29 protein-coding genes and 1 tRNA gene are annotated in these 25,919 nt (G+C 75.4%); 15 read left to right on the forward strand and 15 right to left on the reverse strand.

Annotation, left to right across the window (positions count from 1 at the left end; all coding sequences use genetic code 11):
- Positions 1–10 precede the first annotated feature (10 nt).
- Together Cph01nite_RS19410 and Cph01nite_RS14500 are read left to right on the forward strand one after the other, a co-directional pair.
- On the forward strand, positions 11–103 hold the full coding sequence (locus Cph01nite_RS19410) for a non-reducing end alpha-L-arabinofuranosidase family hydrolase (protein ID WP_505661174.1): 93 nt from the start codon (positions 11–13) through the stop codon (positions 101–103).
- Between the two features lie 208 nt (positions 104–311).
- The gene (locus Cph01nite_RS14500) at positions 312–548 is read left to right on the forward strand and encodes a DUF7455 domain-containing protein (protein WP_203675401.1); all 237 of its coding nucleotides are present in this window, start codon (positions 312–314) and stop codon (positions 546–548) included.
- Between the two features lie 18 nt (positions 549–566).
- On the opposite strand, the gene Cph01nite_RS14505 is transcribed toward Cph01nite_RS14500, so the two are convergent.
- Positions 567–1,898: a serine hydrolase domain-containing protein gene (locus tag Cph01nite_RS14505; protein WP_203675402.1), complete on the reverse strand. Its 1,332-nt coding sequence runs from the start codon at positions 1,896–1,898 to the stop codon at positions 567–569.
- Between the two features lie 100 nt (positions 1,899–1,998).
- A complete protein-coding gene (locus Cph01nite_RS14510; RefSeq protein ID WP_203675403.1) occupies positions 1,999–2,529 on the reverse strand; it encodes a TetR/AcrR family transcriptional regulator in 531 nt (176 codons plus the stop codon).
- Positions 2,530–2,616: 87 nt separating this feature from the next.
- On the opposite strand from Cph01nite_RS14510, the gene Cph01nite_RS14515 reads away from it, so the two are divergent.
- The 4 genes from Cph01nite_RS14515 to Cph01nite_RS14530 all read left to right on the forward strand — a co-directional run bounded on the left by Cph01nite_RS14515 (position 2,617) and on the right by Cph01nite_RS14530 (position 6,459).
- Positions 2,617–3,333 (forward strand): MBL fold metallo-hydrolase, encoded by a 717-nt coding sequence (locus tag Cph01nite_RS14515; RefSeq protein WP_203675404.1) that lies wholly within the window; start codon positions 2,617–2,619, stop codon positions 3,331–3,333.
- A gap of 85 nt (positions 3,334–3,418) precedes the next feature.
- Positions 3,419–5,362: an ATP-dependent helicase gene (locus tag Cph01nite_RS14520; protein WP_203675405.1), complete on the forward strand. Its 1,944-nt coding sequence runs from the start codon at positions 3,419–3,421 to the stop codon at positions 5,360–5,362.
- Positions 5,363–5,481: 119 nt separating this feature from the next.
- Positions 5,482–5,934 carry a hypothetical protein gene (locus Cph01nite_RS14525; protein WP_203675406.1) on the forward strand — a complete coding sequence of 151 codons (453 nt, stop codon included), beginning with the start codon at positions 5,482–5,484 and terminating at the stop codon, positions 5,932–5,934.
- Between the two features lie 48 nt (positions 5,935–5,982).
- Positions 5,983–6,459 carry a heme-binding protein gene (locus Cph01nite_RS14530; RefSeq protein ID WP_203675407.1) on the forward strand — a complete coding sequence of 159 codons (477 nt, stop codon included), beginning with the start codon at positions 5,983–5,985 and terminating at the stop codon, positions 6,457–6,459.
- Between the two features lie 43 nt (positions 6,460–6,502).
- On the opposite strand, the gene Cph01nite_RS14535 is transcribed toward Cph01nite_RS14530, so the two are convergent.
- The 5 genes from Cph01nite_RS14535 to Cph01nite_RS14555 all read right to left on the reverse strand — a co-directional run bounded on the left by Cph01nite_RS14535 (position 6,503) and on the right by Cph01nite_RS14555 (position 10,375).
- Positions 6,503–7,495, reverse strand: a complete 993-nt coding sequence (locus tag Cph01nite_RS14535; protein ID WP_203675408.1) for an RDD family protein — start codon at positions 7,493–7,495, stop codon at positions 6,503–6,505.
- A gap of 151 nt (positions 7,496–7,646) precedes the next feature.
- Entirely contained in the window at positions 7,647–8,894 is a 1,248-nt protein-coding gene (locus Cph01nite_RS14540) for a type II toxin-antitoxin system HipA family toxin (protein ID WP_203675409.1), read from the reverse strand.
- Positions 8,881–9,210: a helix-turn-helix domain-containing protein gene (locus Cph01nite_RS14545; RefSeq protein ID WP_203675410.1), complete on the reverse strand. Its 330-nt coding sequence runs from the start codon at positions 9,208–9,210 to the stop codon at positions 8,881–8,883. Before Cph01nite_RS14545 ends, Cph01nite_RS14540 begins: the two co-directional genes overlap by 14 nt.
- 41 nt (positions 9,211–9,251) lie before the next feature.
- Positions 9,252–9,806, reverse strand: coding sequence for a hypothetical protein (locus Cph01nite_RS14550; RefSeq protein ID WP_203675411.1), 555 nt, complete (start codon positions 9,804–9,806; stop codon positions 9,252–9,254).
- Positions 9,803–10,375, reverse strand: a complete 573-nt coding sequence (locus Cph01nite_RS14555; RefSeq protein ID WP_203675412.1) for a hypothetical protein — start codon at positions 10,373–10,375, stop codon at positions 9,803–9,805. The genes Cph01nite_RS14550 and Cph01nite_RS14555 overlap by 4 nt, the downstream gene beginning before the upstream one ends.
- 384 nt (positions 10,376–10,759) lie before the next feature.
- Here Cph01nite_RS14555 and Cph01nite_RS14560 point away from each other — a divergent pair.
- Positions 10,760–10,835 (forward strand) — tRNA-Lys (locus Cph01nite_RS14560).
- A gap of 187 nt (positions 10,836–11,022) precedes the next feature.
- On the opposite strand, the gene Cph01nite_RS14565 is transcribed toward Cph01nite_RS14560, so the two are convergent.
- Complete coding sequence (locus Cph01nite_RS14565) at positions 11,023–11,274, reverse strand: hypothetical protein (RefSeq protein ID WP_203675413.1); 252 nt, start codon at positions 11,272–11,274, stop codon at positions 11,023–11,025.
- A 426-nt stretch (positions 11,275–11,700) separates the two neighbouring features.
- Positions 11,701–12,588, reverse strand: coding sequence for a DUF2599 domain-containing protein (locus Cph01nite_RS14570; RefSeq protein WP_203675414.1), 888 nt, complete (start codon positions 12,586–12,588; stop codon positions 11,701–11,703).
- Between the two features lie 104 nt (positions 12,589–12,692).
- Between Cph01nite_RS14570 and Cph01nite_RS14575 the strand changes: the two genes are divergently transcribed.
- Positions 12,693–12,923, forward strand: coding sequence for an antitoxin (locus tag Cph01nite_RS14575; protein ID WP_203675415.1), 231 nt, complete (start codon positions 12,693–12,695; stop codon positions 12,921–12,923).
- The gene (locus tag Cph01nite_RS14580; protein ID WP_203675416.1) at positions 12,920–13,267 is read left to right on the forward strand and encodes a type II toxin-antitoxin system PemK/MazF family toxin; all 348 of its coding nucleotides are present in this window, start codon (positions 12,920–12,922) and stop codon (positions 13,265–13,267) included. The genes Cph01nite_RS14575 and Cph01nite_RS14580 overlap by 4 nt, the downstream gene beginning before the upstream one ends.
- Positions 13,268–13,585: 318 nt before the next feature.
- Here the strand turns inward: Cph01nite_RS14580 and Cph01nite_RS14585 are convergent, their stop codons facing one another.
- On the reverse strand, positions 13,586–14,695 hold the full coding sequence (locus Cph01nite_RS14585; RefSeq protein WP_203675417.1) for a right-handed parallel beta-helix repeat-containing protein: 1,110 nt from the start codon (positions 14,693–14,695) through the stop codon (positions 13,586–13,588).
- A 200-nt stretch (positions 14,696–14,895) separates the two neighbouring features.
- On the opposite strand from Cph01nite_RS14585, the gene Cph01nite_RS14590 reads away from it, so the two are divergent.
- From Cph01nite_RS14590 to Cph01nite_RS14605, 4 genes are all read left to right on the forward strand, one after another.
- A complete protein-coding gene (locus Cph01nite_RS14590; protein WP_203675418.1) occupies positions 14,896–16,311 on the forward strand; it encodes a sugar porter family MFS transporter in 1,416 nt (471 codons plus the stop codon).
- Positions 16,312–16,446: 135 nt separating this feature from the next.
- Positions 16,447–16,644: a hypothetical protein gene (locus tag Cph01nite_RS14595; protein WP_203675419.1), complete on the forward strand. Its 198-nt coding sequence runs from the start codon at positions 16,447–16,449 to the stop codon at positions 16,642–16,644.
- An 85-nt stretch (positions 16,645–16,729) separates the two neighbouring features.
- The gene (locus tag Cph01nite_RS14600; RefSeq protein WP_203675420.1) at positions 16,730–17,821 is read left to right on the forward strand and encodes an NADH:flavin oxidoreductase/NADH oxidase; all 1,092 of its coding nucleotides are present in this window, start codon (positions 16,730–16,732) and stop codon (positions 17,819–17,821) included.
- Positions 17,822–17,920: 99 nt separating this feature from the next.
- Positions 17,921–18,331: a TIGR03618 family F420-dependent PPOX class oxidoreductase gene (locus Cph01nite_RS14605; protein WP_203675421.1), complete on the forward strand. Its 411-nt coding sequence runs from the start codon at positions 17,921–17,923 to the stop codon at positions 18,329–18,331.
- Between the two features lie 9 nt (positions 18,332–18,340).
- On the opposite strand, the gene Cph01nite_RS14610 is transcribed toward Cph01nite_RS14605, so the two are convergent.
- The 3 genes from Cph01nite_RS14610 to Cph01nite_RS14620 form a co-directional block, all read right to left on the reverse strand.
- A complete protein-coding gene (locus Cph01nite_RS14610) occupies positions 18,341–18,970 on the reverse strand; it encodes a DUF2238 domain-containing protein (protein ID WP_203675422.1) in 630 nt (209 codons plus the stop codon).
- Between the two features lie 89 nt (positions 18,971–19,059).
- Positions 19,060–20,301, reverse strand: a complete 1,242-nt coding sequence (locus Cph01nite_RS14615) for a glycosyltransferase family 2 protein (protein WP_203675423.1) — start codon at positions 20,299–20,301, stop codon at positions 19,060–19,062.
- Positions 20,298–21,443: a polysaccharide biosynthesis protein gene (locus Cph01nite_RS14620; RefSeq protein WP_203675424.1), complete on the reverse strand. Its 1,146-nt coding sequence runs from the start codon at positions 21,441–21,443 to the stop codon at positions 20,298–20,300. The genes Cph01nite_RS14615 and Cph01nite_RS14620 overlap by 4 nt, the downstream gene beginning before the upstream one ends.
- 138 nt (positions 21,444–21,581) lie before the next feature.
- Between Cph01nite_RS14620 and Cph01nite_RS14625 the strand changes: the two genes are divergently transcribed.
- Entirely contained in the window at positions 21,582–22,127 is a 546-nt protein-coding gene (locus Cph01nite_RS14625; RefSeq protein WP_203675425.1) for an MOSC domain-containing protein, read from the forward strand.
- A 165-nt stretch (positions 22,128–22,292) separates the two neighbouring features.
- On the forward strand, positions 22,293–22,982 hold the full coding sequence (locus tag Cph01nite_RS14630) for a YceI family protein (protein ID WP_203675426.1): 690 nt from the start codon (positions 22,293–22,295) through the stop codon (positions 22,980–22,982).
- Positions 22,983–22,989: 7 nt separating this feature from the next.
- Here Cph01nite_RS14630 and Cph01nite_RS14635 read toward each other — a convergent pair whose 3' ends face one another.
- Together Cph01nite_RS14635 and Cph01nite_RS14640 are read right to left on the reverse strand one after the other, a co-directional pair.
- Positions 22,990–24,495, reverse strand: a complete 1,506-nt coding sequence (locus Cph01nite_RS14635; RefSeq protein WP_203675427.1) for an Hsp70 family protein — start codon at positions 24,493–24,495, stop codon at positions 22,990–22,992.
- Positions 24,492–25,904, reverse strand: a complete 1,413-nt coding sequence (locus tag Cph01nite_RS14640) for a hypothetical protein (protein ID WP_203675428.1) — start codon at positions 25,902–25,904, stop codon at positions 24,492–24,494. Before Cph01nite_RS14640 ends, Cph01nite_RS14635 begins: the two co-directional genes overlap by 4 nt.
- Positions 25,905–25,919 lie beyond the last annotated feature (15 nt).

Here is a 25,919-nt window from a genome sequence, read left to right on the forward strand (position 1 = left end):
CCCCTGCAACCTGCAGCTCCTCTACCAGGGCCGCAGCCCGAGCTCGGGTGGCGACTACGGCCGCCTGCCGTACCGGCCCGGCCTGCTGACGATGCAGCGCTAGTCCGCACCGCCACGCCCCCCACGCACCGTCCCGTCCGGACGGGGCGTGGGGGGCGTCGTCGTGCCGGGGCGGGGGTCCCGCCGGTTCACCGCTCAGCGAACACCCCTGCGGGATGGTCCCGCGGCAGCCGATGGTTCAGGTGAGCACAACGCGCGGTGCCGTCAGGGACGAGTGCTGCTCCCCCGCCAGCGAGACGAGGAGTCCGCCCATGAACGCCACCACCGTCGACACCCGCCCGACCAGCGCGCAGCTCACCCGGCAGGACCGCTGCGACCGCTGCGGCGCCCAGGCGTTCGTCCGCGCGACCCTCGCCGGGGCCGGCGGCGCGGACCTGCACTTCTGCGGGCACCACTTCCGCGCCCACGAGCTCAAGCTGGTCGCCGCCGGCGCGACGATCCTCGACGAGCGCCACCGCATCGACGAGCAGGCGGCCGAGCGCGTCTGACGGCGGGACGGCTCCGGCTCAGCAGGTCGCCAGCAGCATCGGCACCAGCAGGTCGCCGAGGTCGTACAGGGCCTGCGGGTCGGCACTGAGGTTGCGCCCCGTCACGCCCAGGGCGAGCGAGCGGGAGCCGTCCGGCGAGCTGAGCGCGACGCTCACGGTGCCGTAGCTCGCGCCGTCGTGGCCGTACAGGTACGCGGGGGCCTCGGGCGGCGCGCACGGGTCCGGCAGGCGGTAGACGCCGAGCCCGTACTCGAGGAGGTCCGCGCTGCGCGGCCTCGTCATGTCGGCGACGGTGCTCGGCGCGACCAGCCGGCCGGTGAGCAGGGCGCCGGAGAACGCGACGAGGTCGGCCGTGGTGCTCGTCGCGGCCCCGGCCGCGCCGAAGACGTCCGGGTCGAAGTGCCCCAGCGGGTACCAGCCGGCGCCCTCGTCGCCGGTGTAGGCGGCGCCGACCAGGAACGGCCCGCGGTCCTGCGGCTCGTCGGGCAGGTCGCTGTGGCGCATCCCGGCGGGCCGGAAGACGCGCTGCCGCAGCAGGTCAGCGAGGTCCTGGCCGGTGACCTCCTCGAGCAGCATGCCCAGCACGACGTACCCGGAGTTGGAGTAGGACCAGCCGGCCCCGGGGGCGAACAGCCACGGCGTGGCCAGGGCGGCGGCCACGTGGTCGGCGTCCGTGTAGTCCTGGCCGATCGCGTCGATGAACTGCTCGAGCGACGCCGGGTCGCTCATGCGCGCCAGGAGCAGCGCGTCCGTCCCGGTGGGCATCCCCGAGCGGTGGCTGAGCAGGTGCTCGACGGTGACGTCGGGCTGCCCGGGCAGCAGACCGGGCAGCACGTCCTCGACGCGGGTGCCCAGCGCCCAGGTGCCGCGCTCGACCTCCTGCATGACGAGCGTGGCGACCATGGGCTTGGTGATGCTCGCGACGCGGAACCTGTCGGTGACGTGGGCGGGCGGGCGCCGGTCGAGGTGCCGCACGCCCGCCGCGCCCGACCACCGCAGGCCGGGGGCCTGGACGCGCGCGGTGACGGCGACGGCGCCGTCGTCCACGAGCGTGCGCACCGCGGCGTCGAGGGCGCGGCGGTCGGCGCCGCCGGGTGCGGGCCGGGGGCCGCCCTGGCTGCGGGTCGACGCGTCGGGCCCGGCGGCGGCCGCGGTCGCAGCCGCCAGCACGGCCCGGGACAGCGCGGTCTCGTCCTGCGTGGTCCACGTCGAGCCGACGGCGGCACCGGTCGCCGTCGTCGCGACGGGGGCGGAGGCAGCGGGGGCGGAGGCAGCGGGGAGGGCGGCGAGCGGCAGGGCGAGCGCGGCAGCGGCGACGACGCCGGCGGTCAGACGGGCACGGGACGGCACGGGCGGCTCCTCCGGGTCGGGGTGAGAAGTCCACCGTGGCAAACCCGACGTGCGGGCACAACCGCGACGCCCGTCGCGCAGGGTCGGGTGCGGGCAGTTCTCAGCCGGCCGGTGCGAGCGCGGCGGACAGCCGCGCCAGGCCGTACTCGAAGGCCTCGTCGAGGTCACCGCCCAGCCGGAACGCCCCGGACAGCTCCATGGTGAGGAACCCGGTGGCCCACGCCGTGACCAGGCGGGCCGCCTCGAGCGCGTCGGCCTCCCCCACGAGGTCGGCGGCGATGCGCAGCACCGGGGCGCTGGCGCGCGCCAGGGCCTCGAGGTCGGCGCCGGAGGACAGCAGCAGGCGGAACCCGGCGGGTCGCTCGTGCGCGAACGCCCGGTAGGTGCGGGCGGCTCCGGCGACGGTGGCGTCGGCTGCCGCGAGCCGGCGGCCCAGCTCGTCCGCGGTGGCGGCGCAGACCAGCGCGAGCAGCGCGTCGCGGTCGCGCACGCGCTTGTAGAGGGACGGGGCCCGGACCCCGACGCGGCTCGCGACGGCCTGCATGGTCAGGCGCGCCTCGCCGTCGGCCTCGAGCACCTCGCACCCGGCGGCGACGATCTGCTCGAGCGACGTGCGCTCCGGGGTGGGCATGGCATCTCCTCAAGGCTATTGACGTTAGCCATGATGGCTAACTACCGTAGCCATTCCTACCACGACCCCCACCGCGAGAGGCACCCGATGAAGCTCGGACCGCACCTGCACCGCATCGGCAACGACGTCGTCGCCGCCTACCTCGTCGACACCGACGACGGCGTCACCGTGATCGACGCCGGCCTCGCCGGGCACTGGTCCGAGCTGCTCACCGAGCTCACCGCCATGGGCCGCACCGTCCAGGACGTCCGCGGCGTCGTCCTGACGCACGGGGACACCGACCACCTCGGGTTCGCCGAGCGGCTGCGCCGCGAGCACGGCGTGCCCGTGCACGTCCACGCCGCCGACGCCGACCGCGCCCGCGGCGGCGACAAGCCGAAGCCGAGCCTCGGGCGGTGGCGGCCCGGCGCGGTCCTCGGGTTCCTCGCCTACGCCGTGCGCAAGGGCGGCCTGCGGACCACCTACCTCACCGAGGTCGTCGAGGTCCACGACGGTGACGTGCTGCCCCTGCCCGGCGCGCCGCGTGTCGTGGGCATGCCCGGCCACTCCCCCGGCAGCATCGCGGTGCACGTCCCGGTCGCGGACGCCGTCTTCGTCGGCGACGCCCTGACCACCCGTGACGTCCTGACCGGGCGGACCGGCCTGCAGCCGGCACCGTTCACCGACGACCCCGCGCAGGCGCTCGACGCGCTCGCACGGCTCGCGGACCTCGACGCCACCTGGGTGCTGCCCGGCCACGGCGCACCGTGGCGGGGCGACCTCGCGGCCGTGCAGGAGCAGGTGCGGCGGGCCGCCGCGGGGTGAGCCGACGCGGACGTCGCACCCACGAGGCACCATGGGGCCACGGACGACAGACAGGAGCACGTGGTGGGCGGGCGGTGAGCGCACGGTGAGCGCGGCGGCAGCGGAAGAGGTCCTCGCGGGCCTCGACGACCGCCAGGCGGCAGCCGTCGTCGCACCCCCGGGCCCCGTGCGCATCATGGCGGGCGCCGGCACCGGCAAGACGCGGACGATCACGCACCGCATCGCCTACCAGCACCTGACGGGCGCGACGCCGGCGGACTCCGTGCTGGCGGTGACGCACTCCGCCAAGGCCGCCGGGGAGATGCGCGACCGCCTCGCGCGCCTCGGTGCCGGCAACGTGCAGGCGCGCACGTTCCACGCCGCGGCGATGCGGCAGCTGCGGTACTTCTGGCCCGCGACCGGCCTGCCGGGCGACGGCCCGGTGCTGCTCGACGTCGACGGGCGCGGCGCCTACTACCGCTACCTGCGCGGCGCGCTGGCGGTGACGCTGCGCACGTCCGCCGGTGACCTCGACGCGGCGCTCGTCACGGACCTCGCCACCGAGCTCACCTGGGCCGCCGCCCGCGACCTGACCGCCGACAAGTACCCGGCCGCGGCCACGGCGGCGGGGCGGCGGCCGGGCCTGTCGCTCGCCACGGTCGCCGGGGCGATGCGCCGGTACACGACCGCGAAGCGCGCCGCGGGGGTGCTCGACTTCGCGGACCTGCTGAGCACGTGCGCGCGGATGCTCGAGGAGCACGAGGAGGTCGCCGCGGCCGTGCGGGGTCAGTACGCGTCGTTCGTCGTCGACGAGTACCAGGACACGGACCCGGCGCAGCAGCGCCTGCTCGACGCGTGGCTCGACGGGCGCGACCGGCTCGCGGTCGTGGGTGACGCGCGGCAGGCGGTCTACGCGTTCAAGGGCGCGGACCCCGCACTGCTGCGCGACTTCACCGTGCGGTTCCCGCACGCGGTCACCGTCGACCTGGTGCACGACCACCGCTCGACACGGCAGGTCGTCGAGGCGGCGAACCGGCTCATGGCCGGGCGGACCGAGGCGGCCGGCCCGGCGCTGGTCGGCATGCGCGGCGACGGGCCCGCGCCGCTCGTCGAGCGCTGCGACGACGAGGACGACGAGGACGCGCGCGTCGTCACGACCGTGCAGGGCTGGCTGCGCGCCGGGGTCCCGGCCGAGGAGATCGCGGTCCTGCACCGGTTCAACGCGCAGGCCGTCAAGCTCACCGCGGCGCTGCGGGACGCGGGCGTCCCCGTCGTCGCGGGCGACGGGTCGGCGTACTTCGACCGCCGCGAGGTCGCGCAGACCCTCACGCTCCTGCGCCGGCACGCGTCCCGGGCCCCGGACGACGACGCCCGCGCGGCCCTCGACGACGCGCTGGCCCGGGCCGGCTACGACCCCGACGCCCCGCCCGACGGCACCGGCGCCGCGCGCGAGCGCTGGGACGCCCTCGACGCGCTGCGCGCCCTGGTCGCGTCCCTGCCGGCGGCGCTGACCCGGACCGTCCGCACCCTGTCCGTCGACCTGGACCGGCGGGCCGCGGAGGACCACGCACCGCCCGGTCGCGGGGCCGTCACGGTCACGACCATCCACAAGGCCAAGGGCCTGGAGTGGGACGCGTGCCTGCTGGCGCGCGCGACGGCCGGGTCGCTGCCGTCGGTGTACGCCACGACGGGTGCGGAGCTCGCGGAGGAGCGCCGCCTGGCGTACGTCGCGGTCACCCGCGCCCGGCGCCACCTGGTGGCGACGTGGGCGGCGGGCCGGCCGGGCGGGCGGCCCGCGCGACCGTCGCCGTACCTCGACGCGCTCGCACCGGCCGACGCACCCCGCGGGCGTGACGTCGCCCGGGCCGCCCTGCCGGGGCGCGGGGCGGGGGACCGTGCGGGGGCGCGGTTCACCGCCGGGCAGCGCGTCACGCACGACCGGCACGGGCTCGGGCGGGTGGTCGACGTGCGCGCCGGCAGGGTGACGGTCGACTTCGGGTCGGACGGTCGGCGGACGCTGACGCCGGACGGGCGGCTCGTCGCCCTGTGAGCGACGCGCCCCGGCCCACGTCGGGTGGCGGGGCGTCGGGGCCGTAACGTTGCCCGCCGCGGCGGGAGCGTCATCCCCCGCGCGAGGCGTGAGGACCGGACGACGAGGAGGAGACGCCCGTGGCACCCGATCCGGGACCAGGGACGCGGGACGTCCCGCGGACGGCGCTGCTCGTGCTCGGCGTCGTGGGGGTCGCCGCGCTCCCCGTCCTCGTCACCGTGCTCGTGGCGGCCCTGCTGCCCGGGGTCGGACGCCTCACCACCGAGGGCGGGGCCGGACGGCTGCTCCACCTGCTGTGGGTCTACCCCGTGTTCGCGGCGGTCACCCTGCTCGTCGTCGGGCCGGTCGCCCGGCGGGCGGGACGCTCCGCCACCCGCCTCGGTGAGACCGTCACCGAGGTGATCGGTGCCTGGGTCCTGCTGACGGCGCTGTTCCAGATGTTCTTCGAGCAGGGTGCGGGTGCCGCCGTCGCCGGCGTCGTCACGCTGGCCGCGCTGGCCCCCGTGGCCGTGGTCCTGCGACGCACCGCCCCCCGCGACGACGACGTCCCGCAGGAGCCCTCCCCCGCATGACGCGCGCCCGCCGCTGCCGCGCGCGACGGCGTGCGTCAGGATGAGCACGTGACCGAGCTCCCCACCTTCACCGTCGCCGACCTCGAGGCCGAGCCGCGGCTCGACCTGCCCGCCTTCACGCAGGACGACGCCGTGGACCTCGGCCTGCTGGCCGTCGGGGTGGTCCGCGAGCGCGGCGCGAACCTCGCGGTGCGTGTCGAGCTGGGCGGCGAGACCGTGTTCCTGGCCATGACCGGCTCGACCGGCGCGGGCAACGTGCCGTGGCTCGAGGGCAAGGCGCGGGTCGTGCACCTGCTCGGTGAGCCGTCGCTGCTGGTGCGCCGGCGCCACGAGGCGGCGGGCACGCCGTTCGACCAGCGCGCCGACGTGGACCACGACCTGTTCAAGGCGCACGGTGGGTCGGTGCCGCTGCTCGTCGGCGGTGAGGTCGTGGGCACGCTGACGACGTCGGGCGAGCCGGACGTCGTCGACCACGCGGTGGCCGCGGAGGCCGTGCGCCGCTACCTGGCGGCACGCGCGGGCTGACGCCGCCCGGACCCGACCGGCGGCTCGTCACCCGGCAGGGGCGTCAGCCCGCAGGGGCGTCCGCCGACCTCGGGGGCAGCGGCGCGGTGCAGGACATCAGCGTCCGGCCGTCCAGCAGGACGTCGACCTGCACGGTCCCGGAGCTCCGCGCCTCGATGGGGACGCTCGCCCCGAAATCGCCCACCAGCCCCTGGTGCTCCATCACCGCGCCGCCGGTGGTGGCACGCACGACGACCGGCCGCTCGTGGTCGGCCGGCCCCGGCACGTCCCAGTGGACCTCGAGCTGCAGCTCCTCACGCTCGGTCCGCTCCGTCCCGGCGACCCACGTCCACAGCCGCACGGGGTGGCGCCACTCGACCTCGCGGACCAGCTCCGCTCCCATCACGCGGACCGGGACCCCCGGGTCCCGGGCCTCGAGCGGGCACGCGGTGCGGGCCTGACGATCCATCCCGCCCGACTCGGTGAGCGTCACGCCGGCGGCGAGGCCGACCGCGACGACGAGCCAGGCCGCCGCCGTGACGGCCCGCGACCGCCCGTCCTCCCGCGGCGCCGGTGCCCGGTGGACGACGACGGTGTCGGCGAGGCTGTCGGCGAACGTGCGCCGCTCCGCGTGCCACAGCGGTCGCAGGTACCCGACGAGCAGGAACGCGTCGAGCAGGTGCGCGAACCACCGCAGGACCGAGCGCAGGACCCCGGGTGGTCCGCCCACCGGACCGTCGGACGGCGCGTGCACGACCTCGATGCCGACGACGCGACGGCCCGGGGTCTGACCCGTCAGGCCCTGCAGCACGAGCATCGCCAGCCACGCCCCCGCGAGGACGGCGGAGGACGTCCACGGGACGGTGTCCGCTGGGCCCCCGCTGTCGAAGGTCGGCTGCAGCGACGGGGCCGTCGCCCCCTCGCCGGCGGCGAACCACGTGATCGCGCTGAGCACGGCGCCGTCCAGGAGCGCGGCGACGACACGGCGCCCCCAGCTGGCGAACCGGGGCGTGACGACCCGGCTCTCCACGGTCGGGGCGAGCGGCGTCGTCGTCACGCGGGCCATCGTGGCAGCAGCCGCGCCCGGCCACCAGGGCCGGACGTCCACGCTCAAGGCCTCCCTGCGCCCGACATCCGTGGGGTGGGCTGAGCGGAGGCGGGCTGGGCGGACGCGGGCGACTGCCCGGCATCGACCGCGGGCGACGACCTCAGACGTAGAAGACCGACGGGTTGAGGATCTGCCGTCCCCACAGCAGGGCACGGTCCGCCGCGGTCAGGCGCGCACGGTCGGCGGCGTCGTCCCACTGATCCCGGATCGTGGTGACGACCCGGTCGACGACGTCACGCGCCTCGTGGCGGTCCAGCAGGTACACCTCTGCCGCCTCCACGCACGTGGCGAACCGCGCCGCGCGCTGCCCGGCCCGCCCGATCGCCATCGCCTGCGCGGTCTCGTCCCCCGCGCGCACCTGCGGGCACAGGTCGTACGCCGGCGTCAGCGTCAGCGCCTGCCCGTCCCAGAACGCCGCGTGGTTGCGCGCGTGGTCGTCGGTGTTCCCGATCGCGACGTTGAGCACGATCCGCGTGAACAGCTCGCGCAACGTCGCAGCCGGCGCGGTGAAGTGCCGCCGGACCAGGTCGGCCAGATCCGGGTACGTCGCGTACCGCCCGGTCCTCTCGCTCAGGCCCAGCATCGTCAACGCCGAGACCATCAGGGTCCGTCCGCCGCCGCTGGGTCGGTCGAACCGCTCGACCAGCAGCACCGCGCGCCCCGCAGCCGTGGTGCTCGACGTGCGCGCGACGTCCACCCCGGCGCGCGCCGCCAGCTCCATGGCGACCGCCTCACCCTGGACGACCGGGTACGGGTCCATCGTCGAGGAGAACTTCGCGATGAGCTCACGGTCCCCGTCACGCACCACGGCCTTGGGGCGGGCGCCGCCGATCGACGTCCCCCGCAGCAGCGCCTCCGCGAGCGCCGGGGGCAGGACCTCGCCGGCCTGGACCCGGTCGGCGGCGTCCTGCAGGTCCTCCACCGACGCCGACCCGCCCCCTCGCGGGACGTACCGGCTCGGTGACTCCTGGAAGTCCAGCGCCCCGATACGGTCCGACGAGGACTCGAGCAGGTACGTCAGTGCGCTCAGGTCCTCGGTGTCCGAGGACGCGCCCAGCCGCCCGAGGTGACGCGCCAGGATGACCCGCTGCCCCCAGGAGTCCGGGCCGGCGTCGCTGAGGCAGCCGGGCATGTCGAGTCCGTCAGCGGGCGGCTGCGGCCCAGCGACCAACGGCAGCTCGGGGGTGTACAGCGAGATCGCGTCCGGACGCGCCAGGTACGACCGCCCGTAGGTGAACAGGTGCCGGCCACCGTCGACGTCCAGGCGCCCCGCCACCACGGGCTCCAGGTGCCCCGGCAGCCACACCCACACGAATGCGGTCTGCGGCCTCGGGTCAGAAGTCGTCATCGACCTGCACCGTCGCACGCACGCGCTGCGGCAGCAGCGCCAGCCGGTCGGCCGCCCGTGCCGCAAGAGCCGGCAGCTCCTCCGCAGGCACGGAGAACAGCGGCACGCCCAGCACCGTGGCGACCTCGAAGACCATACCGATCGCCACGGTCGGCGCCCCCCGCTCGACCGAGCGCAGCGTCCCCGGGTCGATGCCCACCCGCTCGCAGACCTCCGCCACGCTCATCCGTCGCTCCCGGCGCGCGGCCGCGATCAGCGCTCCGAGGGTGGCCGTCGCGTGCTCGGTCGCTCGGGAGTACGTTCGGACACGCCGCATGACCGCCACCTCCTGGAGGGAGTTTAACCACTCTTTACCCTCTAAGGCTGGATACATTCCTCCCGCACCCGGCGCTCACAGCCGAAAGTGTGCCGATCGAGGGCTGCGCGGGGCCGGCGACGTGACGCATCCGCTCGGCGCGGCCCCTGCGCTCCCCGCCACACCACGACCACCACGGTGACGCAGGCCAGCACCGTCCACACATCGGTCGCGTCGGGCTGGACGACCACCCGGACCGGTGCGACGGCCCCGCCCACGAGCGCGTCGACCGGGAACCGCAGCGCACCGACCACGGCGGTGTACACGTCCCGCACCGCCTCGGAGAGCTTGACCGCCGCGAAGACCAGGGCCGTCACGGCGGCCACGACCGACGCCGGGACGACCGAGGGTGGGCGCCGCGTGACGACGTCGCGCGCCGCGAGCAGCAGGAACGGGAAGAACGCCAACCCGGCGACGTCGGACAGCTTGCCGGTCACCCAGCCCGGCGCCGCCGCCTTGAGCACGTGGTCGTTGAGCAGCAGGACCGCGAGCGCGACCAGCGGCACGGGGTGCAGCACGATCTCGCCCGGCACCCGGGCCGCGTCGGGCGGCCTCATGAGCCGTCCTCGCCGGGCGGGTCGAGCAAGAGCCGGTCGACCGCCCCGCTCATGCCGCCGAGGTGCAGGGTCACCGGTGTCGGCACGTCGACGGGGAGCAGGAACGTCACGCTCGCCCAGGCCTCGTACCCGTCACTGCCCTCGACCGGCGAGGGACGCCAACCGTACGACGCCACGCCTTGCACGGACCACGTCCGGCCGCGCCCGTCGCTCACCGTGAGGGTGCGCAACAGGTCCTCCGGGACGGGCTCGGGATCCCGCCCGTCGAAGGTCAGGCCGACGTCCACGGGGACGTCGGCGTCGTCTGCGGAGAGACAGCTCGGCGTGCGCACCCAGACGTACCGGGCCCCGTACCCGCCGCCGAGGAACGACGACGGGGTCGCGGGCCAGGTCTGCTCGTCGTCGTACTCCTGAGGGCCGTAGAACGCGCTCACCTCACCGTCGGACGTCGGCTCGGGGCACCGCTCGAACCCTGGCGAGGTCGCCACGCTGGCCACCGCTCCGACCAGGAGCACAGCGGCGACGGCGGCGGAGCGCAGGCGGGACGGTCGCGGCAGGTGCGTCGTCATGGCGGCACCGTAGGGCGAGGTCGCAGGTCGCGTGGGCGTCGATGCCGATCTGTCACCGTGCCGACGCGGCGCCGAGACCAGGGACCGGACGAACCGGGCAGACGACCGTCTCCCCGGAGACGATCTCACTCCCTCCATGAGCTCGACGGCCCGGGATCTGTGGTTCGAGACCGTCGACGGCGTCGACCGCTACCCGCGCCGCGGCAGAGCGGCACCAGCAGGGCCGGCAGGGTGCGGGAGGGGCCCGAGCCGAGCCCGCAGCGGCGAGAGCCCGCCCGCCTGGCGACGAGCCGCGTACCCTGGGTGCGCGGACCTGCGCGGCTGACCAGGGGATTCTCTCTCGAGCTGTCTCGAGCCTGGTCTCAGTGAAGGAGCGCTTGTCCCGGGCCTCTAGCTCAACTGGCAGAGCAGCGGACTTTTAATCCGCGGGTTGTGGGTTCGATCCCCACGGGGCCCACCATCGCAGGTCTCTGAACTGCACAGACGCTGCTCCACGACTGACATCGCGGCTGGCCGGGATGTCTCTTGTGGCAGTTTGGGGCAGGAAACGGGTCGCAGCCACAGATGGACGGTCACCGGTCGCGTCTGCGATGAGGGCATCGACGGTGTCGCGATAGGAGCGGGTCATGCCCCCAGATGTGCGGCGGTCAGGCGACGGCGTGGAGGACCTGGCGGCTCTGCAGGTAGGGCCCGAGCCGCCCGCGGGTGATCCCGGTCGCCGCCGACAGCATGCGGTCCGAGGCATCCGGGTCGGCGGCCAGCGCTGCTTCGACGGCGGCGATCTCGGCGTCGGTCAGCGTGACCTCGCGGGCACCGGCTGCTGCCGGGCGAGGTGCGCGGGGTGACGACACGGCCGTCCGCGCGCTCTCGATCGACAGGTCCATCCAGCGGGTGAGCACGACACGGTCGACGAGGGCGTGCTCAACTGGCCGACCCGCTCGTCCCCAACTAGCCCGAGACCGGCTGTCCGTCGACCTCCTCGCTTTGTGACCCCAGCACCGGGACGACCCCCGCCTGCATGGCTCGGGGGCCGCCCTGGTGCACAGGCACGCTCACCTCATAGCGGTCGCGCCCGCAGGCCGCTCAGCCCCTCCGGCGAGCGGCGCGGACCGTCAGGAGCACCCCGCCGACCAAGGCGGCCATGATCAGTGCCCACCCGGCGAAGGTCCAGCCCATGAGTTCGTCGGGTACCCCGCAGCCGAACGAGGAGTCCTCGTACTCGCAGGACGCCCATGGTTGCAGCAGTAGCACGACCGAAGCCACGGCGCTGGTGACCATGAGCAACGGTCCTGCGATGTTCGTCCGCCTGGACGCCGACGGCTCGGTCATCCGCGCTCACCGCCGTTGGCCGTCAGCCAGTTGCACCGGTGCGATGCGACGTGCCGTCCCCACCCGTTGGGCCGGTTGGGGCGGAACTTCTCCAGGTTCCAGTCCCCAGCCAGGTTGAAGTATCCGCCGGCGACGTGGCATTCGTACTGCTGGTGCAGGCTCAGCTTCTCGGTCACGCGCGGCTGCTTCGCCGCCACCTCGGCCCATCCTGCGGTGAAGAAGATGGTGAGGTTGCCTGCCGCCGGTAGGTGCATCGCCTGCCCCCAGGTGGACTTGGTCGCGTTGACCCGCAGGTCGCCACGGTCAGTGTGCCGCCAGACATTCGAGAATAGGTCGATACCGAGCCACGGGTCGGCGACGACTGGGTACGTCACGCCTTCGGTACGGTGGTCGACGACCTGGGTGATGACACCGTCGGTGACTTCGAACCGAGTGGGAACGGCGACTCCGGCTGCGTCCACCGCCCACGGCGCTGCTGCGCCGAGCACGATACGGCCGGCCTGGTCGAGTAGGACTACGCCACCGTTGCCCAGGGTGTGCCACTGCGCATCGTCGTCAGCGTCGATGGTGAATGGGTAGTGCGTGGGGGAGTCCTGGCCGGTGATCGAGTAGATCACCTGTACCGAGCCATCGTCCTTCTCTAGCGCGGCGAACGCGGTGTCCTCCTCGGTCACGACGACCGCGTCACCAGTGGTGAGTTCTCCGACCCGTGCGCTGTCTCCGACGGGTATGGCGACGGTGACGTCATCGGCGAGCTCGAGCTGGGCGACGCCGGCGTCGAGGTCAAGCGCCAGCGTGATCCGCCAGGAGGAGCGCCACCGCGGGAAGGGTGGAGACCTCATGACGACCGGGGCGCCGAGGCAGGTCGTGAACTTGCAGCTCATCGTCGATGTCAGCGCCAGGGAACGCGGCCTCCCCGGCGGCGGTGCACACGCGCCTACTCCAGGTCGGTAGGAATGACGGTAGGAATCGCCGTACGCTGCTCGGTATGAAGGTGTCCGTGAGCTTGCCGGAAGCCGATGTCGAGACCCTCCGCCGGTTTGCTGCCACACAGCCCGGTGTCACCGGGCTGTCCGGTGCGGTCCAGGCCGCCGTGCGGGCACTTCGCGAACGTGAGCTCCTTGCCGAGTACGACGTCGCGACCGCCGAGTGGGCCGAGTCCGGGCAGGCTGAGGACTGGGCCACGGTGAGCGCCGACGGCCTCGCCGAGCGCCCGTGAGGGGCGAGATCTGGCTGGTCAACCTCGATCCTGTCGTCGGATCGGAAGCGTTCAAGACACGCCCTGCTGTCATCGTCGGGCGTGCGCCGCTCGCTCACCGGGCCATGGCGAACGGCCGCGGTGTCGTGCCAGTCGTTCCGGTGACGTCGAACACCGAGCGGGTGCTGTCCTTCCAGGCGCTGCTGCCTGCCGCACGAACCGGCCTGGACGGGGACTCGAAAGCGCAGTGCGAACAGCTGCGCGCCGTGGACGTCGCGTGCCTCGTCGAGCACGTCGGCACCGTTCCCGATGACGTCATGGTCACGGTCGACGCGGGCATCCGTGTCTGGCTGGACCTGCCCTGACCTGCGGCGTCAGACGCGCCGGCTCCCGGTCCACTGCCGGGCCGGGCCGGGTTCGAGGAGACAGGTCGATACCGAGCCACAGTCGGCGACGACCGGCTACGTCACGCCTTCGGTGCGGCGGTCCACGACCTGGGTGACTGACCGGAACTGCTCGCAGGCCGGGTGATCTCGTCCGCGGGTTCTGGGTTCGATCCCCACGGGGCCCACCTGCAGCTCCCGCCCGGTGTGCCCGGCGGCCCGGCGCTCGCACGCCGGACTGCCGGGCCGCCGGTCGTCCGGGACCCGCTCGGGCGTGATCCGCCCGACGCGACACCCCTGTCAGGAGGTGCCGCCGCAGACCACCCCGACGCACTGCGGGGCGTTGCCGTTGCCCTGGGCCCGGTTGCCGCCCAGGTCGGTGGCGTTCGGTGCGTGAAGGCCCCAGCCGGTGTTCCTGGTCGCGGTGTTGTCCCCGAGCTCCAGGTCCGGGTCCTGCGACACGATGCCGTCGCCGTTGCGGAGGAACCTGTTGCCGGTGAGCGTGTCGAGCGGCGAACCCGGGGTGCCGGCCTCGCCGGCGTACCCCGTGCCGTTGCCGGTGAACGTGCTGCGGGTCAGCTCGAGGCCGAGCTCGTAGCTGCTGCGGACGCCCGTCTGGTTGCCGGTGAACGTCGAGCCGTCGATGCGCGCCGTCGAGAAGGCGCCCTGGTAGCCCGTGCCGTTGTCGGTGAACACGCTCGCCCGGACCGTGAGGTCACCGGCGTCCTGGAACACGGCCTCGCTCGAGTTGCGCCGGAAGGTGCTGCGCTCGACCGTGCAGGTCACGCTGCACACCAGCCCGATGGCGTTGTCCTCGAACGTCGAGCGCGACACCACCGCGGTGCCGCTCCACGCGAGCTCGACGCCCCGGTTGTTCTGGCTGACGGTGCTGCCGGTGATCTCGATGCGGCGCAGGTAGGCCGTGGACACGCCGGCGATGTTCCCGGTGACCGTTGAGTTGACGAGCCGCACGTCCGCCTCGTTCTCGTCGAACATGTCGCCGAACCCGGCGACGCCCAGGGAGTTCCCCTCGGCGGTGATGCCGCGGATCGTCTTGGCACCCGGGCCCGAGACGTACACGCCGTTGTAGAACCCCACGATGCGGCCGTTGCGGACCTGGGCGTCGCCGACCCCCGAGAGGTGGACGCCGGTGCCGCCCTGCGACGCACCCGGCCCCTGGAGCGTGCGGCCGCGCAGGTCGAGCGAGCCGCCCGCCCCGACGACGACCCCGGTGTCGCTGCACACGAGGTCCCGCGCGAGGTACGCGGGCCCGGTGACGGTCTGCCCGCACGCGGTGACGGGCGTCGGCCGGGCAGGCGGTCCCGCGTGCGCCGGTGCTGCCTGGGCCGGTCCGGCGAGGACGAGCGTGGCGCCTGCGAGGACGGTCACGACGACGGACGTGGTGCGCATGTGGTTCCCCCTTGTCCGGGCCCACCTCCGCGTGGGCCACCGGCGCCAGGATGGCGAGCCGGCGCCCGGTCTGTCCGCTTTCCTGCCGGTTTTTCACCCTCCCGCTCCAGCACGGCAGCTCGGTGCACCGAGCTGCCATCTCGTGCCGACCGTCCGACCGGGTGATACACATCACAGGACGGTCGAGCAGGGGAGACACGATGGCTGACAGCGCACCGACGGTCGAGCGGTACCACGCGGGCCGGGTGATCATGCTCGCGGTCGTCGCCGCCCTCGGCGGCTTCCTCTTCGGCTTCGACACCGCCGTGGTCAACGGCGCGGTCGTGGCCGTCCGCGCCGAGTTCGAGATGGGCGCGGGGCTCACGGGTTTCGTGGTCTCGTCCGCCCTGCTCGGCTGCATCGCGGGCGCCTACCTCGCCGGCCGGCTGGCGGACCGTCAGGGCCGCATCCGGGTCATGGTGCTCGCCGCCGCGCTCTTCATGATCAGCGCCATCGGGTCGGGACTCGCCGTCGGGCCCGTCGACCTCATCGTCTGGCGGCTCGTCGGCGGCGTCGGGGTGGGCGCCGCGTCCGTCATCGCCCCCGCGTACATCGCGGAGATCTCCCCCGCCGCCGTCCGTGGTCGCCTCGGCTCGCTGCAGCAGCTGGCGATCGTCACCGGCATCTTCGTCGCCCTGCTCTCCGACGCGCTGCTCGCCAACATCGCCGGTGGCGCCGCCGAGGAGCTGTGGCTGGGCCTGGCCGCCTGGCGGTGGATGTTCCTGGTCGAGGTGATCCCCGCGCTCGCCTACGGGATCCTCGCCCTGCAGATCCCGGAGTCCCCGCGGTTCCTCGTCGCCAAGGGCGAGCTGGAGCGTGCCCGTTCCGTGCTCGGTGAGGTGCTCGTCACGGGCGTCAAGGAGCGGATCGAGGAGATCCGCAAGACCGTCACGCAGGAGGCCCGGACGTCGTTCGCCGACCTGCGCAAGCCGTCCGGTGGCCTGCTGCCGATCGTCTGGATCGGCATCGCCCTGTCGGTGTTCCAGCAGTTCGTGGGGATCAACGTCATCTTCTACTACTCCTCCACGCTGTGGCAGTCGGTGGGGTTCACCGAGGAGGACGCCCTCACCCAGACGGTCATCACCTCGGTCACCAACATCGTCGTGACCATCGTGGCGATCTCCTTGATCGACAAGATCGGCCGCCGCACGCTGCTGCTCATCGGCTCCGCCGGCATGTTCGTCACCCTCGGGGTCCTGGCGGTGGTGTTCGGGACCGCGAACCTTGTCGAGAACGCCGACGGCGTCCTCGAGCCGATCCTCGGGGACACGCAGGGCGTGATCGCGCTGATCGCGGCCAACGGGTTCGTCGTCTTCTTCGGGATGTCCTGGGGCCCTGCGGTGTGGGTCCTGCTCGGTGAGATGTTCAACAACCGCATCCGCGGCACCGCGCTGGGACTGGCCGCCGCCGCGCAGTGGCTGGCGAACTTCCTCATCTCGACGACGTTCCCCGCCATGGCCGAGGTCGGGCTGTCGTTCGCGTACGGCTTCTACACGGTCTTCGCGCTGCTCTCGCTGTTCTTCGTCGCCAGGTTCGTGCCCGAGACCAAGGGCCGCCAGCTGGAGGACATGGCCTGACCAGCGCGTCCGCACCCGCCACCCGCGCCCGGCCCACCATCTCGCCGCATCCGTTCAACCTCGCGCACCGGTGTACCGATACACCTGGGGACAGCACGACCAGGCGTTGCACCGCCTCGGCCCGAGGAGCCCGCGATGAGCACCACCACCGTCATCGACACCCGTCACGACAGCGCCGCGTCGCTCGCCGTCGCCCTGGGCCTGGTGCACCCGGCTCCCCGGCCGGTGCGCGTGCCGCCGCTGACGCAGCGGATCGTCCCGGGCCGCTCGCCGCTGGAGGCGTCCGGGTGGGCCGAGACGGTCGAGACCGACGGGCCCCTCGCCCGCCTCTGACCCGCGGACCGGCGGTGCCGTGAGATCGGCCACGTCCGCCCCTCCGGCAGCACGTCCGGCGTCCGACGACGGCCAGAATGGCGCCATGCCCTCGGCTCTCTTCTCCCCCCTCACCGTGCGCGGCACCACGTTCTCCCACCGCGTGTGGATGGCCCCCATGTGCCAGTACTCCGCCGCCGCGGACGGCCCCGACGCGGGCGCGCCGACCGACTGGCACGTGCAGCACTACGGCTCCCGCGCGGCCGGCGGTGCGGCGCTCGTGATCGTCGAGGCCACGGCCGTCGTGCCCGAGGGCCGGATCACGCCGTTCGACCTGGGGATCTGGGACGACGCGCAGGTCGCGGCGCACCGCCGGGTCGTCGACCTGGTCCACGCGCAGGGCGCGCGGGCAGGCATCCAGCTGGCGCACGCGGGGCGCAAGGCCTCCACCGACGCGCCGTGGCGCGGCGGCGCACCGCTCGGCCCGGACGCCGGCGGGTGGCCGGTCGTCGGCGCGAGCCCCGTGCCGTTCGCGGACGGGCACCCCACGCCGACCGCGCTGACGACCGACGGGATCGCGGACGTCGTCGCGGCGTTCGCCGCCGCGGCCCGCCGGGCCGTCGCCGCCGGGTACGACGTGGTCGAGGTGCACGCCGCCCACGGCTACCTGCTGCACCAGTTCTGCTCGCCGGACTCCAACGTGCGCGACGACGCGTACGGGGGCACGTTCGAGGACCGGACCCGCCTGGTGCGGGAGGTCACGGCGGCCGTGCGCGCAGCGGTCCCGGAGGCGATGCCGCTGCTGGTGCGGGTCTCCGCGACCGACTGGGTGGAGCCCGCAGGGTGGACCGGCGACGACACCGTGCGCCTCGCGCGGGACCTCGCCCCGCTGGGTGTCGACATGGTGCACGTCTCGACGGGCGGCAACCTGCCGGGCGTGGCGATCCCCGGCGGCCCCGGCTACCAGGTGCCGTACGCCGCACGGGTGCGCGCGGAGGCCGGTGTGCCGACGATCGCCGTGGGCGCCATCACCGACCCGGCGCAGGCCGAGCAGGTGGTCGCCGGCGGGTCGGCGGACGCCGTCGCGCTCGCCCGGCCGCTGCTCGTCGACCCGTTCTGGCCGCACCGGGCGGCGCTCGCCCTGGGGGCGGACCTCCCGCTGCCCGTGCAGTACGACCGGGCCCGCGCGCTCGTCTGAGACGCCGTCGCCCGCGCTGCCCCCGGGACGGCGGCGCCCCGGGGCGGCGGCGCGCGGTCTCGGGGAGGATGGGCCGGTCACCCTGCGGAAGGAACGCCCGTGCCCCAGCCACCCCTGCCTCCCGAGGTCGCCGACCTGCTGGCCCGGCCCAATCCGGCGGTCATGGCGACCGTCCACCCCGACGGGCACCCCGTCACCGTCGCCACCTGGTACCTCGTGGAGGACGACGGCCGGGTGCTGCTCAACCTCGACGCCGGGCGCGCCCGCCTGCGGCACCTGCGCAGCAACCCGCACGTCTCGCTGACCGCACTGTCGCAGGACAGCTGGTACACACACGTGAGCGTGCAGGGCCGCGTCGTGGAGATCGTCGACGACGTCGACCTGGTCGACATCGACCGGCTCTCGACGCACTACTCCGGCAAGCCGTACCCGGTGCGGGACCGCCCGCGCGTCAGCGTCCGCGTCGTCGTCGAGCACTGGCACGGGTGGGGCGCGGCCAAGGCCGACTGACCCGGGCGGTCACGTCGCGGCGGGCTCGTCGCGGGGCGTCGTGGACGCACCGGCGACGGCCCGCGGGCGGCGCCGCGCGGTGAGCCACACCCCCGCGACGGCCGACCCGATCCCCCCGGCGACCAGGTCGCCGACCGTGTCGGCGTACCCCACGTAGATCTCGGGGTCGACGTACGTGTTGCCGAGGTACTCCCCGACCTCCCACAGCACGCTGAGGGCGCAGCCCAGCGCGGCGGTCACGGCGACGACACCGAGCCGCGCGGCGCCCGTCGTCACGGTGCCCGCGTCGACGACCACGCCCGTGCGACGTTGCAGCAGCAGGTACGCGACCGCGGCGACCAGGCCCGTGACGACGAGGTGCGCGACCACGTCCAGCCACGCGACCGCCTGGTACAGCTGCAGGGCACCGCACCACGCGGCCGCGACCAGCCCGAGCCCGTACGCGGCGTCGAGCCGGCGCGGCGCGGCGGCGGCGAGCGGCACGACCAGCCCGGCCAGCACCAGGGAGAACAGCGCGACGTCGACCGGCCCGCGCCACACCAGCGCGACGACCAGGCAGACCGCACCCAGGACGCGCACCGCGCCCCCGGGCCCGCGCACCAGCGCACGCATCGCCTCCGCCCGCTGCGTGCGCGCCATGTCCGCCTCCGTCCGCGGGCCGGCCCGCCCGGCGCCCGCGGCGACGCTACGTCGGCACCGCACGCGCCGCACGGCGAGCGGGACGTGCGTCAGCGGCGGGCCCACCAGTCGGTCGCGCGCGCCGGCCCGGGGCCGGGCAGCCGTCGGATCACCGGGGAGTCGGCGGGCTCGGGTGCCCACCACGGGTCCCGCACCCGCAGCAGCCCGGCCTCACCGGCCCGCACCGCCGCGACCACGTACGCGAGCGCCGCCAGCGGCAGCAGGACGAACGCCCGCAGCAGCGCGTACAGCGGGTACAGCCACGCGACGGGGTCGCGCAGGTCCCGCGTGAGCGCCGCGGTCAGGGCGCCGTGCGCGACGACGACAGGCACCAGCACCCACGGCACGTGCCAGGCGCTCCACCACAGCAGCGGCACCAGCCCGAACCCTGCCGCGACCGTCCCCAGGTGCAGCGACGGCCGGCGGAGGGCCAGGTGCGGGTGGACGACGGCGACGCGGAACACGCCCGCCAGCTCGGCCAGCCGCTGCCCCGTCCACGCCGACGCCGTGCCGGTCCCGCGCTGCACCGCGGGCACGTCGAGGTGCGCGACCCGGTGACCGCGCGCGGCCGCGAGCACCCCGAGCTCGACGTCGTCCCCCTGGCCGAACCGCGTGTGGCGGCGCAGCAGGTCGGCGTGCACGGCGCGGCGCGCGACGTGGGTGCCGCCGCGCACGTACCAGGGCACGCGGTGCCGCAGCCGCGCGGCCAGGGTGTCCTCGATGCGCAGCACGCGCGCGAGCAGCCCGTGCGCCGGGACCGTCGCGGTGATCGTCCCGAGGTCGACGCCGGCGGCGACGAGCCCGCCGACGACCTCCTCGAGCGGCCGGGGGATCTCCGTCCCCGGGTCGACGCACACCACGTAGGTGCTGGTCACGACGGCGTGCGCGTCGTCGAGCAGCCCGACCCGCACCGCGCGTGCGGGTGCGGCGCCGGCCGGGGCGCGCCGCGCCCGCGACGCCCCGGCGACGTGCACGCGGAAGCCGTGCGCACCGGCCACCGCCCACAGCCGCCGGTAGAACGCGGGCGTCTGCGTCGCGGTCGTGACGAGCAGGACGCGCGCGCCCTCGGCGTGCAGCCAGCCCAGCCGCTCGAGGTCCCCCGGGTCGCCGTGCACGGGGACGACGACGGTCAGGTCGGGCACGGGACCCGCACCGCCCCGGGCCGGGACCGCGGGGGCGCGCGGTGCGGTGCCGCGCCGGGCGCGCAGCCGCGTGCCCCACGCCACCGCCAGCGCGAGCACCGGCTCGGCGAGCAGCGTGAGCAGCAGCGCGACCTGCGCGGCCGTGGTCATGCCGGGACGGGTCCGAGCACGCGCAGCGCGGGGCCGGGGCCGCTGCGGGGGACGTGGTCGTCGGGTGCCGCGTCGTCGTCGGCGCGGGCGGCGAGCCCGCCGTGCTGCTCGGCGAGCAGGCGGCGGACGCGGGGCTCGTCGGCGTCGTCGGCGGCCGCGTAGAGGCGCGCCAGGACGCGGTCGAAGCCCGGCGGGCGCGTGACCGGCGGGCAGCGCAGCACGCGGTCCACCGGGGTGGGCCGGGGCCGCTCGCCCGGGCCGACGGGCGCTCCGTGGTGCTCCTCGCCAGGGGTGGGCCCGGTGGCGGTGACGCGGGGCGCGGGCAGCCCGGCGAGCTCGGCGTACCGGTGGACGAGGTCGAGGACGCGCACGCGCTCACCGGCGTCGAGCACGAAGGTGCCGCCGCTGCGGTCGATGAGCGCGGCGGCCTCGAGCACGAGCCCGGCGGCCTCGTCAGGCGTCACGAGGCGGCGCGCGGCGTCCGGGTCGCCGACCGTCACCGGCAGGCCGGCGGCGGCCTGGTGCACCAGGGCGTCCCAGAACGAGCCGCGCCCGCCCAGGACGGCGCCGACCCGCACGGACGCGGCCTGGAGCCCGTCCTGACCGCGGACGACGAGCTCGGCGAGCCGCTGGGTGGCGCCGAGCACGGACGTCGGGTGCGCGGCAGCGGCGCCGGAGACGTGCACGAGGCGCCGCACCCCGTGCCGGTGGGCCGCCCGCACGACGTTCTGCGTGCCCCACACGTTGGTCATGACGCCGGCGGCGCTGAACCGCTCGAGCAGCGCGCCGTGGGTGAGTGCCGCGGCGTGCAGGACGAGGTCGGGGGCGGCGTGCGCGAACGCGGCATCGAGCGCCCGGGCGTCGCGCACGTCCGTCAGCCAGACGGACGACGCGTCGGTGAAGCCGGCGCCGGTCAGCTCGAGCTGCTGCGCGTGCAGCCGGCCCTCGTCGACGTCCAGCAGGTGCAGCGCCGCGGGCCGCAGCGCGGCGAGGCGGCGGGCGAGCGCCCGCCCGAGGGAGCCGGCGGCTCCCGTCACCAGGACGTGGCGCCCGGCGACGAGCTCGCGCACGGCCGCGCCGGTGGCGTGCGGGCGCGTGGCCGGCAGCAGGTCCTGCGGGCGCGGGCGGCGGTGGTGGGTCATGGGTGCTTTCCTGACGGGGGCGCCGGACCCGTCGAGCGTATTGCCGGGTATGTCCGGTTCTCGCTGCGGGCGGCGTGGACCACCCGTTCGGCGGTGACGTTCCAGCCGTCCGGCCGAGCCCGCCCCTACGCTGGTCGGGTGGCCGTGATCCTCGCCGTGTGCGTCGTGCACGCCCTGCGCCCCGACGCGGGGCCCGTGGGGGTGACGGCGATCGACAAGCGCGCCGTCGCCGGGCCGGTGCGGGTGGGACCGTACGGCCTGCGGGCGGACGTGCAGGCCGACCGGGTGTTCCACGGCGGCACCGCCCAGGCGCTGTACGCGTACGGCCAGGACGACGCGGACCACTGGGCGCGCGAGCTGCGGCGCGAGCTGGCTCCCGGCTGGTTCGGGGAGAACCTGCGGGTGGCGGGCCTGGACCCGAACGCGGCGCGGGTCGGCGAGCGCTGGCGCGTCGGTGCGGACGTCGTGCTGGAGGTCACCGGGCCGCGCGAGCCGTGCTCGACGTTCGCGCGGTGGGTGGGCGGCGCGGACGAGCAGGGCTGGGTCCGCCGGTTCCGGGACGCCGGTCGCGTGGGCGCCTACCTGCGGGTCGTGTCGCGCGGGTCGGTGCAGGCGGGCGACCCGGTGGTCGTGGAGCCGGCGGCACCGGGCGCGCCGACGGTGCTCGAGGTCCTGCGCGGCTGAGCCGGCAGAGGGTCCCCCGGGTGGCGGGTGTCCACCGCCCAAAACGTTCCGTACCGGGGCAGACCGCCCGGCAGGATGGTTGAATATTCTCGGACGACTGTCCAACCGGCGCCTCCCGGATCGCGGACGGGCGGGACGCCGGACGCCCGAGACGTGGGGGACGACATGAGCGAGCCGACCCGTACCGCCGACCGACCCGTCCGCCAGTGGCAGGGCCTGACCATCCCCGACCCGGGGGTCTACGAGCTCGACGACGCCCACAAGCGCGTCGGGTTCGTCGCCCAGCACATGATGGTCAGCCCCGTGCGGGGCGAGTTCGCCCGCGCCGCGGCGACCATCGTCGTGGGTGAGGACCCGCTGCACTCCTCGGTGACCGCCGTCATCGCCACCGAGAGCCTCACCACCCACCACGACGACCGCGACGCCCACCTGCGCAGCGCCGACTTCCTCGACGTCCAGCAGTTCCCGATGATCGAGTTCCGCAGCACCGGCGTCGCGTGGCGCGGCGAGCAGGACGCGATCCTGCAGTGGGCGCGCCTGCGCAACCACAACGCCGACCGCCGCCGCGTGTCGCCCGACACCATCGAGCGCGCCGACCGCAACCGCATGAAGTTCGACGTCACGGGCGACCTGCGGATCAAGGGCGTGACGCGCCCGGTGACCCTGCGGATGGACTTCGGCGGGGCGCGGCGCGACCCATACGACCGCGACATCTTCGGGTTCCACGCCGTGACCGACATCGACCGCGAGGACTTCGGCCTGGTGTGGAACGTCGCGCTCGAGGCGGGCGGCTGGCTCGTGGGCAAGAAGGTCCGCATCGAGATCGCGGGCGAGGCCGTCCACCAGTCCGCCTGACGAGCCGTCAGCCGCCGCGCGCGAGCGCCGCCACCACCAGCGCGCCGACGACCGCCGCGACCGCCACCAGCACGCCGAGCGCCAGCAGCGCACCGCGCCGCCGGTCGCCCCGCCACGTGACCTCGACCTCGTCGCGCGACGCGAGGTGCCGCAGCGCCCCGCGCACCTCGCGCGTGCGCACCGCCTCGTCCACCGGCACGACGACCCCCGCGTCCTGCGGGGTCGCCGCCAGCACCACGCCCTGCGGCTCGGGCGCGGCCAGCAGGTGCCGCTCCTCGCCCGCGGGCACCGCGTCGCCGGCGTCCTCACCGAGCAGCCGCACCGCGACGCCACCACCGTCGGTCGTGGCGCCCGCCCCCGCCGCGACGGGGAACACGGTCCCCGCCGGACCCTGCGCGCCCCCCGGCGGCGCCGGTGTCCCCGGCGCGGCGGTGCGCGCCGCCGGCAGGATCCGGCCGGCCGCACTGAGCGCCGCCCCCAGGCACACCGCGTACTTCGGGTGGGCGTCCACGACGACCGGGGCGCCCACCTCGGCGGCGAGGAGCTCGGACACCAGCGGGATCCGGCTCGAGCCCCCGGTGAGCAGCACCGCGTGCAGGTCCGCCGGGCGCACCCCCGCCGAGTCCACGGTCCGCGCCAGGGTGTCGACGGTGCGCAGCACGTCGATGCGGATCGCCGTCTCCAGCTCGCCGCGGGTCAGCCGCACCTGCCGCGTGAGGCCCGGCAGCAGCACCGGCACCACGGCCTCCACGTCGCTCGACAGCGCCTCCTTGGCCAGCACCGCCTGGTCCTTGACGGCCGCGAGCGCGGCCAGCACCGCCGGGTCCTGCGTGTCGAGGGACGTCCAGGCCCGTCCCAGCGCCGCCACGACGTGCCGCAGCACCGCCTCGTCCACGTCCTCACCGCCGATGTGCTCGTCCCCGCCGGGCTCGCCGCGCAGCTCGTACCCGTCGGCGGTGCGCACCACGACGGTTGCGTCGAACGTGCCCCCGCCCAGGTCGTACACCGCCACCACGGCACCGACCGGCAGCCGGTCGAGCGCCGCGTAGTGCACGGCCGCCGCGACGGGCTCGGCCAGCAGACCGACGTCGGCCAGGCGCGCGTGACCCGCGGCCTCGACCAGCAGGTCCCGTCGCAACGACCCCCACGTCGCCGGGTGCGTGAGCGTCACGTGGTCCGGCTCGCCGCCCTCCCGGGCGCGGACCGTGTCGACGACGTGGCGCAGCACCGCGCCCGTGAGCTCGACGGGGTCGAGCTCGTCGTCGCCGAGCAGCAGACCCGTCGGGTCGCCCAGGCGCCGCTTGAACCCCCGGGCCAGCCGCTCGGGCTCCAGCACGCCGCGGCGCACGGCCGCGTCGCCGACGAGCAGCGCACCGTCGGAGCGCAGCAGCACGGCCGACGGGATCGTGTCCGTGCGGTCGCCCAGGCCCACCGTGGTCGCCCGCCCGTCCCGCCACACGGCCGCGGCGGTGCGCGACGTGCCGACGTCGACGCCGAGCGTGTACCCGCTCACGGCGTCGCCGCCGGCGCAGGAGCGGCCGGCGGCCGGGCGATGCAGAACCCGGCGACCGCCCGGAACGCGTCGCACTCGGCGCGCGCGTCGGCCTCGGACGCGAACCCGTCCTTGAGGACGACCACCATGCCGGAGTCCCCCGGGCCGTCGGCCACGGCGACCGACCCGCGGGAGTCCTCCATGCGCACGCCCGTCGCCCCCGCGGACTGCAGCTGCGCGAGCAGCTCCTGCGGGGCCGTCGCCGACGCCGTGTCGGCGAGCGGGAACGCGTTGTAGACCACGTACCACCCGACGGGCTCCCAGGCGGGGCCGCCCGCCGCCGACGTCGCCTCCGGCTCGGGCGTCGCCGTGGGCGTCGCGGTGACCTCGCTGACCTCGACGCACCGCTGCGGGCTGGCGGGCCCCGTGAGCCCGGCGGCGACGGCCGCGACGTCGTAGCAGTGCGTCCCCGGCTCGCGCTCGGGCCACGTGAACGACGTCTGGTCCTGCGCGTCGACCGGCTGGACGCCGGTGCCCTCCCCCGACTCGGACCGCTCGCGCACCACGTAGCCCGTGGCGTACGCGCTGCGCTCCCACACCAGCCGCACCTGCCGCTGCCCGGGCTCGACGGCGGTGAGCACCACGGGTGGCGGCAGCCCCGGCTCCAGGTCCACCGAGCCGCCCTGACCGCGCAGCCACAGCCACCCCAGCACCAGCCCGAGGACGAGCAGCGCCCCCACCACGAGCCACCAGGTCCGCACGGCCGCGCGCTGCTCCCACGTGCCCGCCAGCTCACCGCCGTGCAGGGACGCGGCCTCGGCGTACGTGACCGTGAACGGGTGCGGGACGGGCGGCCCGAGCAGCCGCGGCGCGCGTCCCGTGACCGCCAGCAGGCCGACGACGGTGCCCCCCGCCGGCACGGTCGCCCGGCGCGGCGCCAGGGCGAACCGCAGCAGCCCTGCCGCGTCGGTGACCTGCAGGTCCACGTCCAGCGGCGTCGTGCCGACGTTCTGCAGCTCGACCCGGAACCGGCCCGCGCGCGCCCCGCCCGGGCCGTCGGGGCGCAGCCGCGCGTCGAGCCCCTGCACGGGCGAGACGACCAGGTCGCCCTCCACCACCGCGGCGACGTCCCGGTGCTCGAGCGACACGCAGCGCACCCCGAACGGCACGTCGCCCACCGGCGCCGCGGGCGGCGGCGGGGGCCGGAACACGACCTCCACGGTCACGCCCTGCTCCTCGCCCGGCAGCACCGAGACGAGGTGCGGCGTGACCGTCGACCAGCGGGCGGCGTCCCCCAGCACCTCGACGCGGTACTGCGCGACGACGTCCCCCGTGTGGTGCACGGTCACCCGCGTGCGCGCCTCGCCGCCGGGGTCGACGGCGAGCACCGCGGTCGCCAGCTCCAGCACCGGGTCGGTGACGACGTCCATGACCGCACCCTTCCC

This window comes from Cellulomonas phragmiteti, from assembly GCF_016862775.1.
In the GTDB taxonomy this organism is placed as follows: domain Bacteria; phylum Actinomycetota; class Actinomycetes; order Actinomycetales; family Cellulomonadaceae; genus Cellulomonas; species Cellulomonas phragmiteti.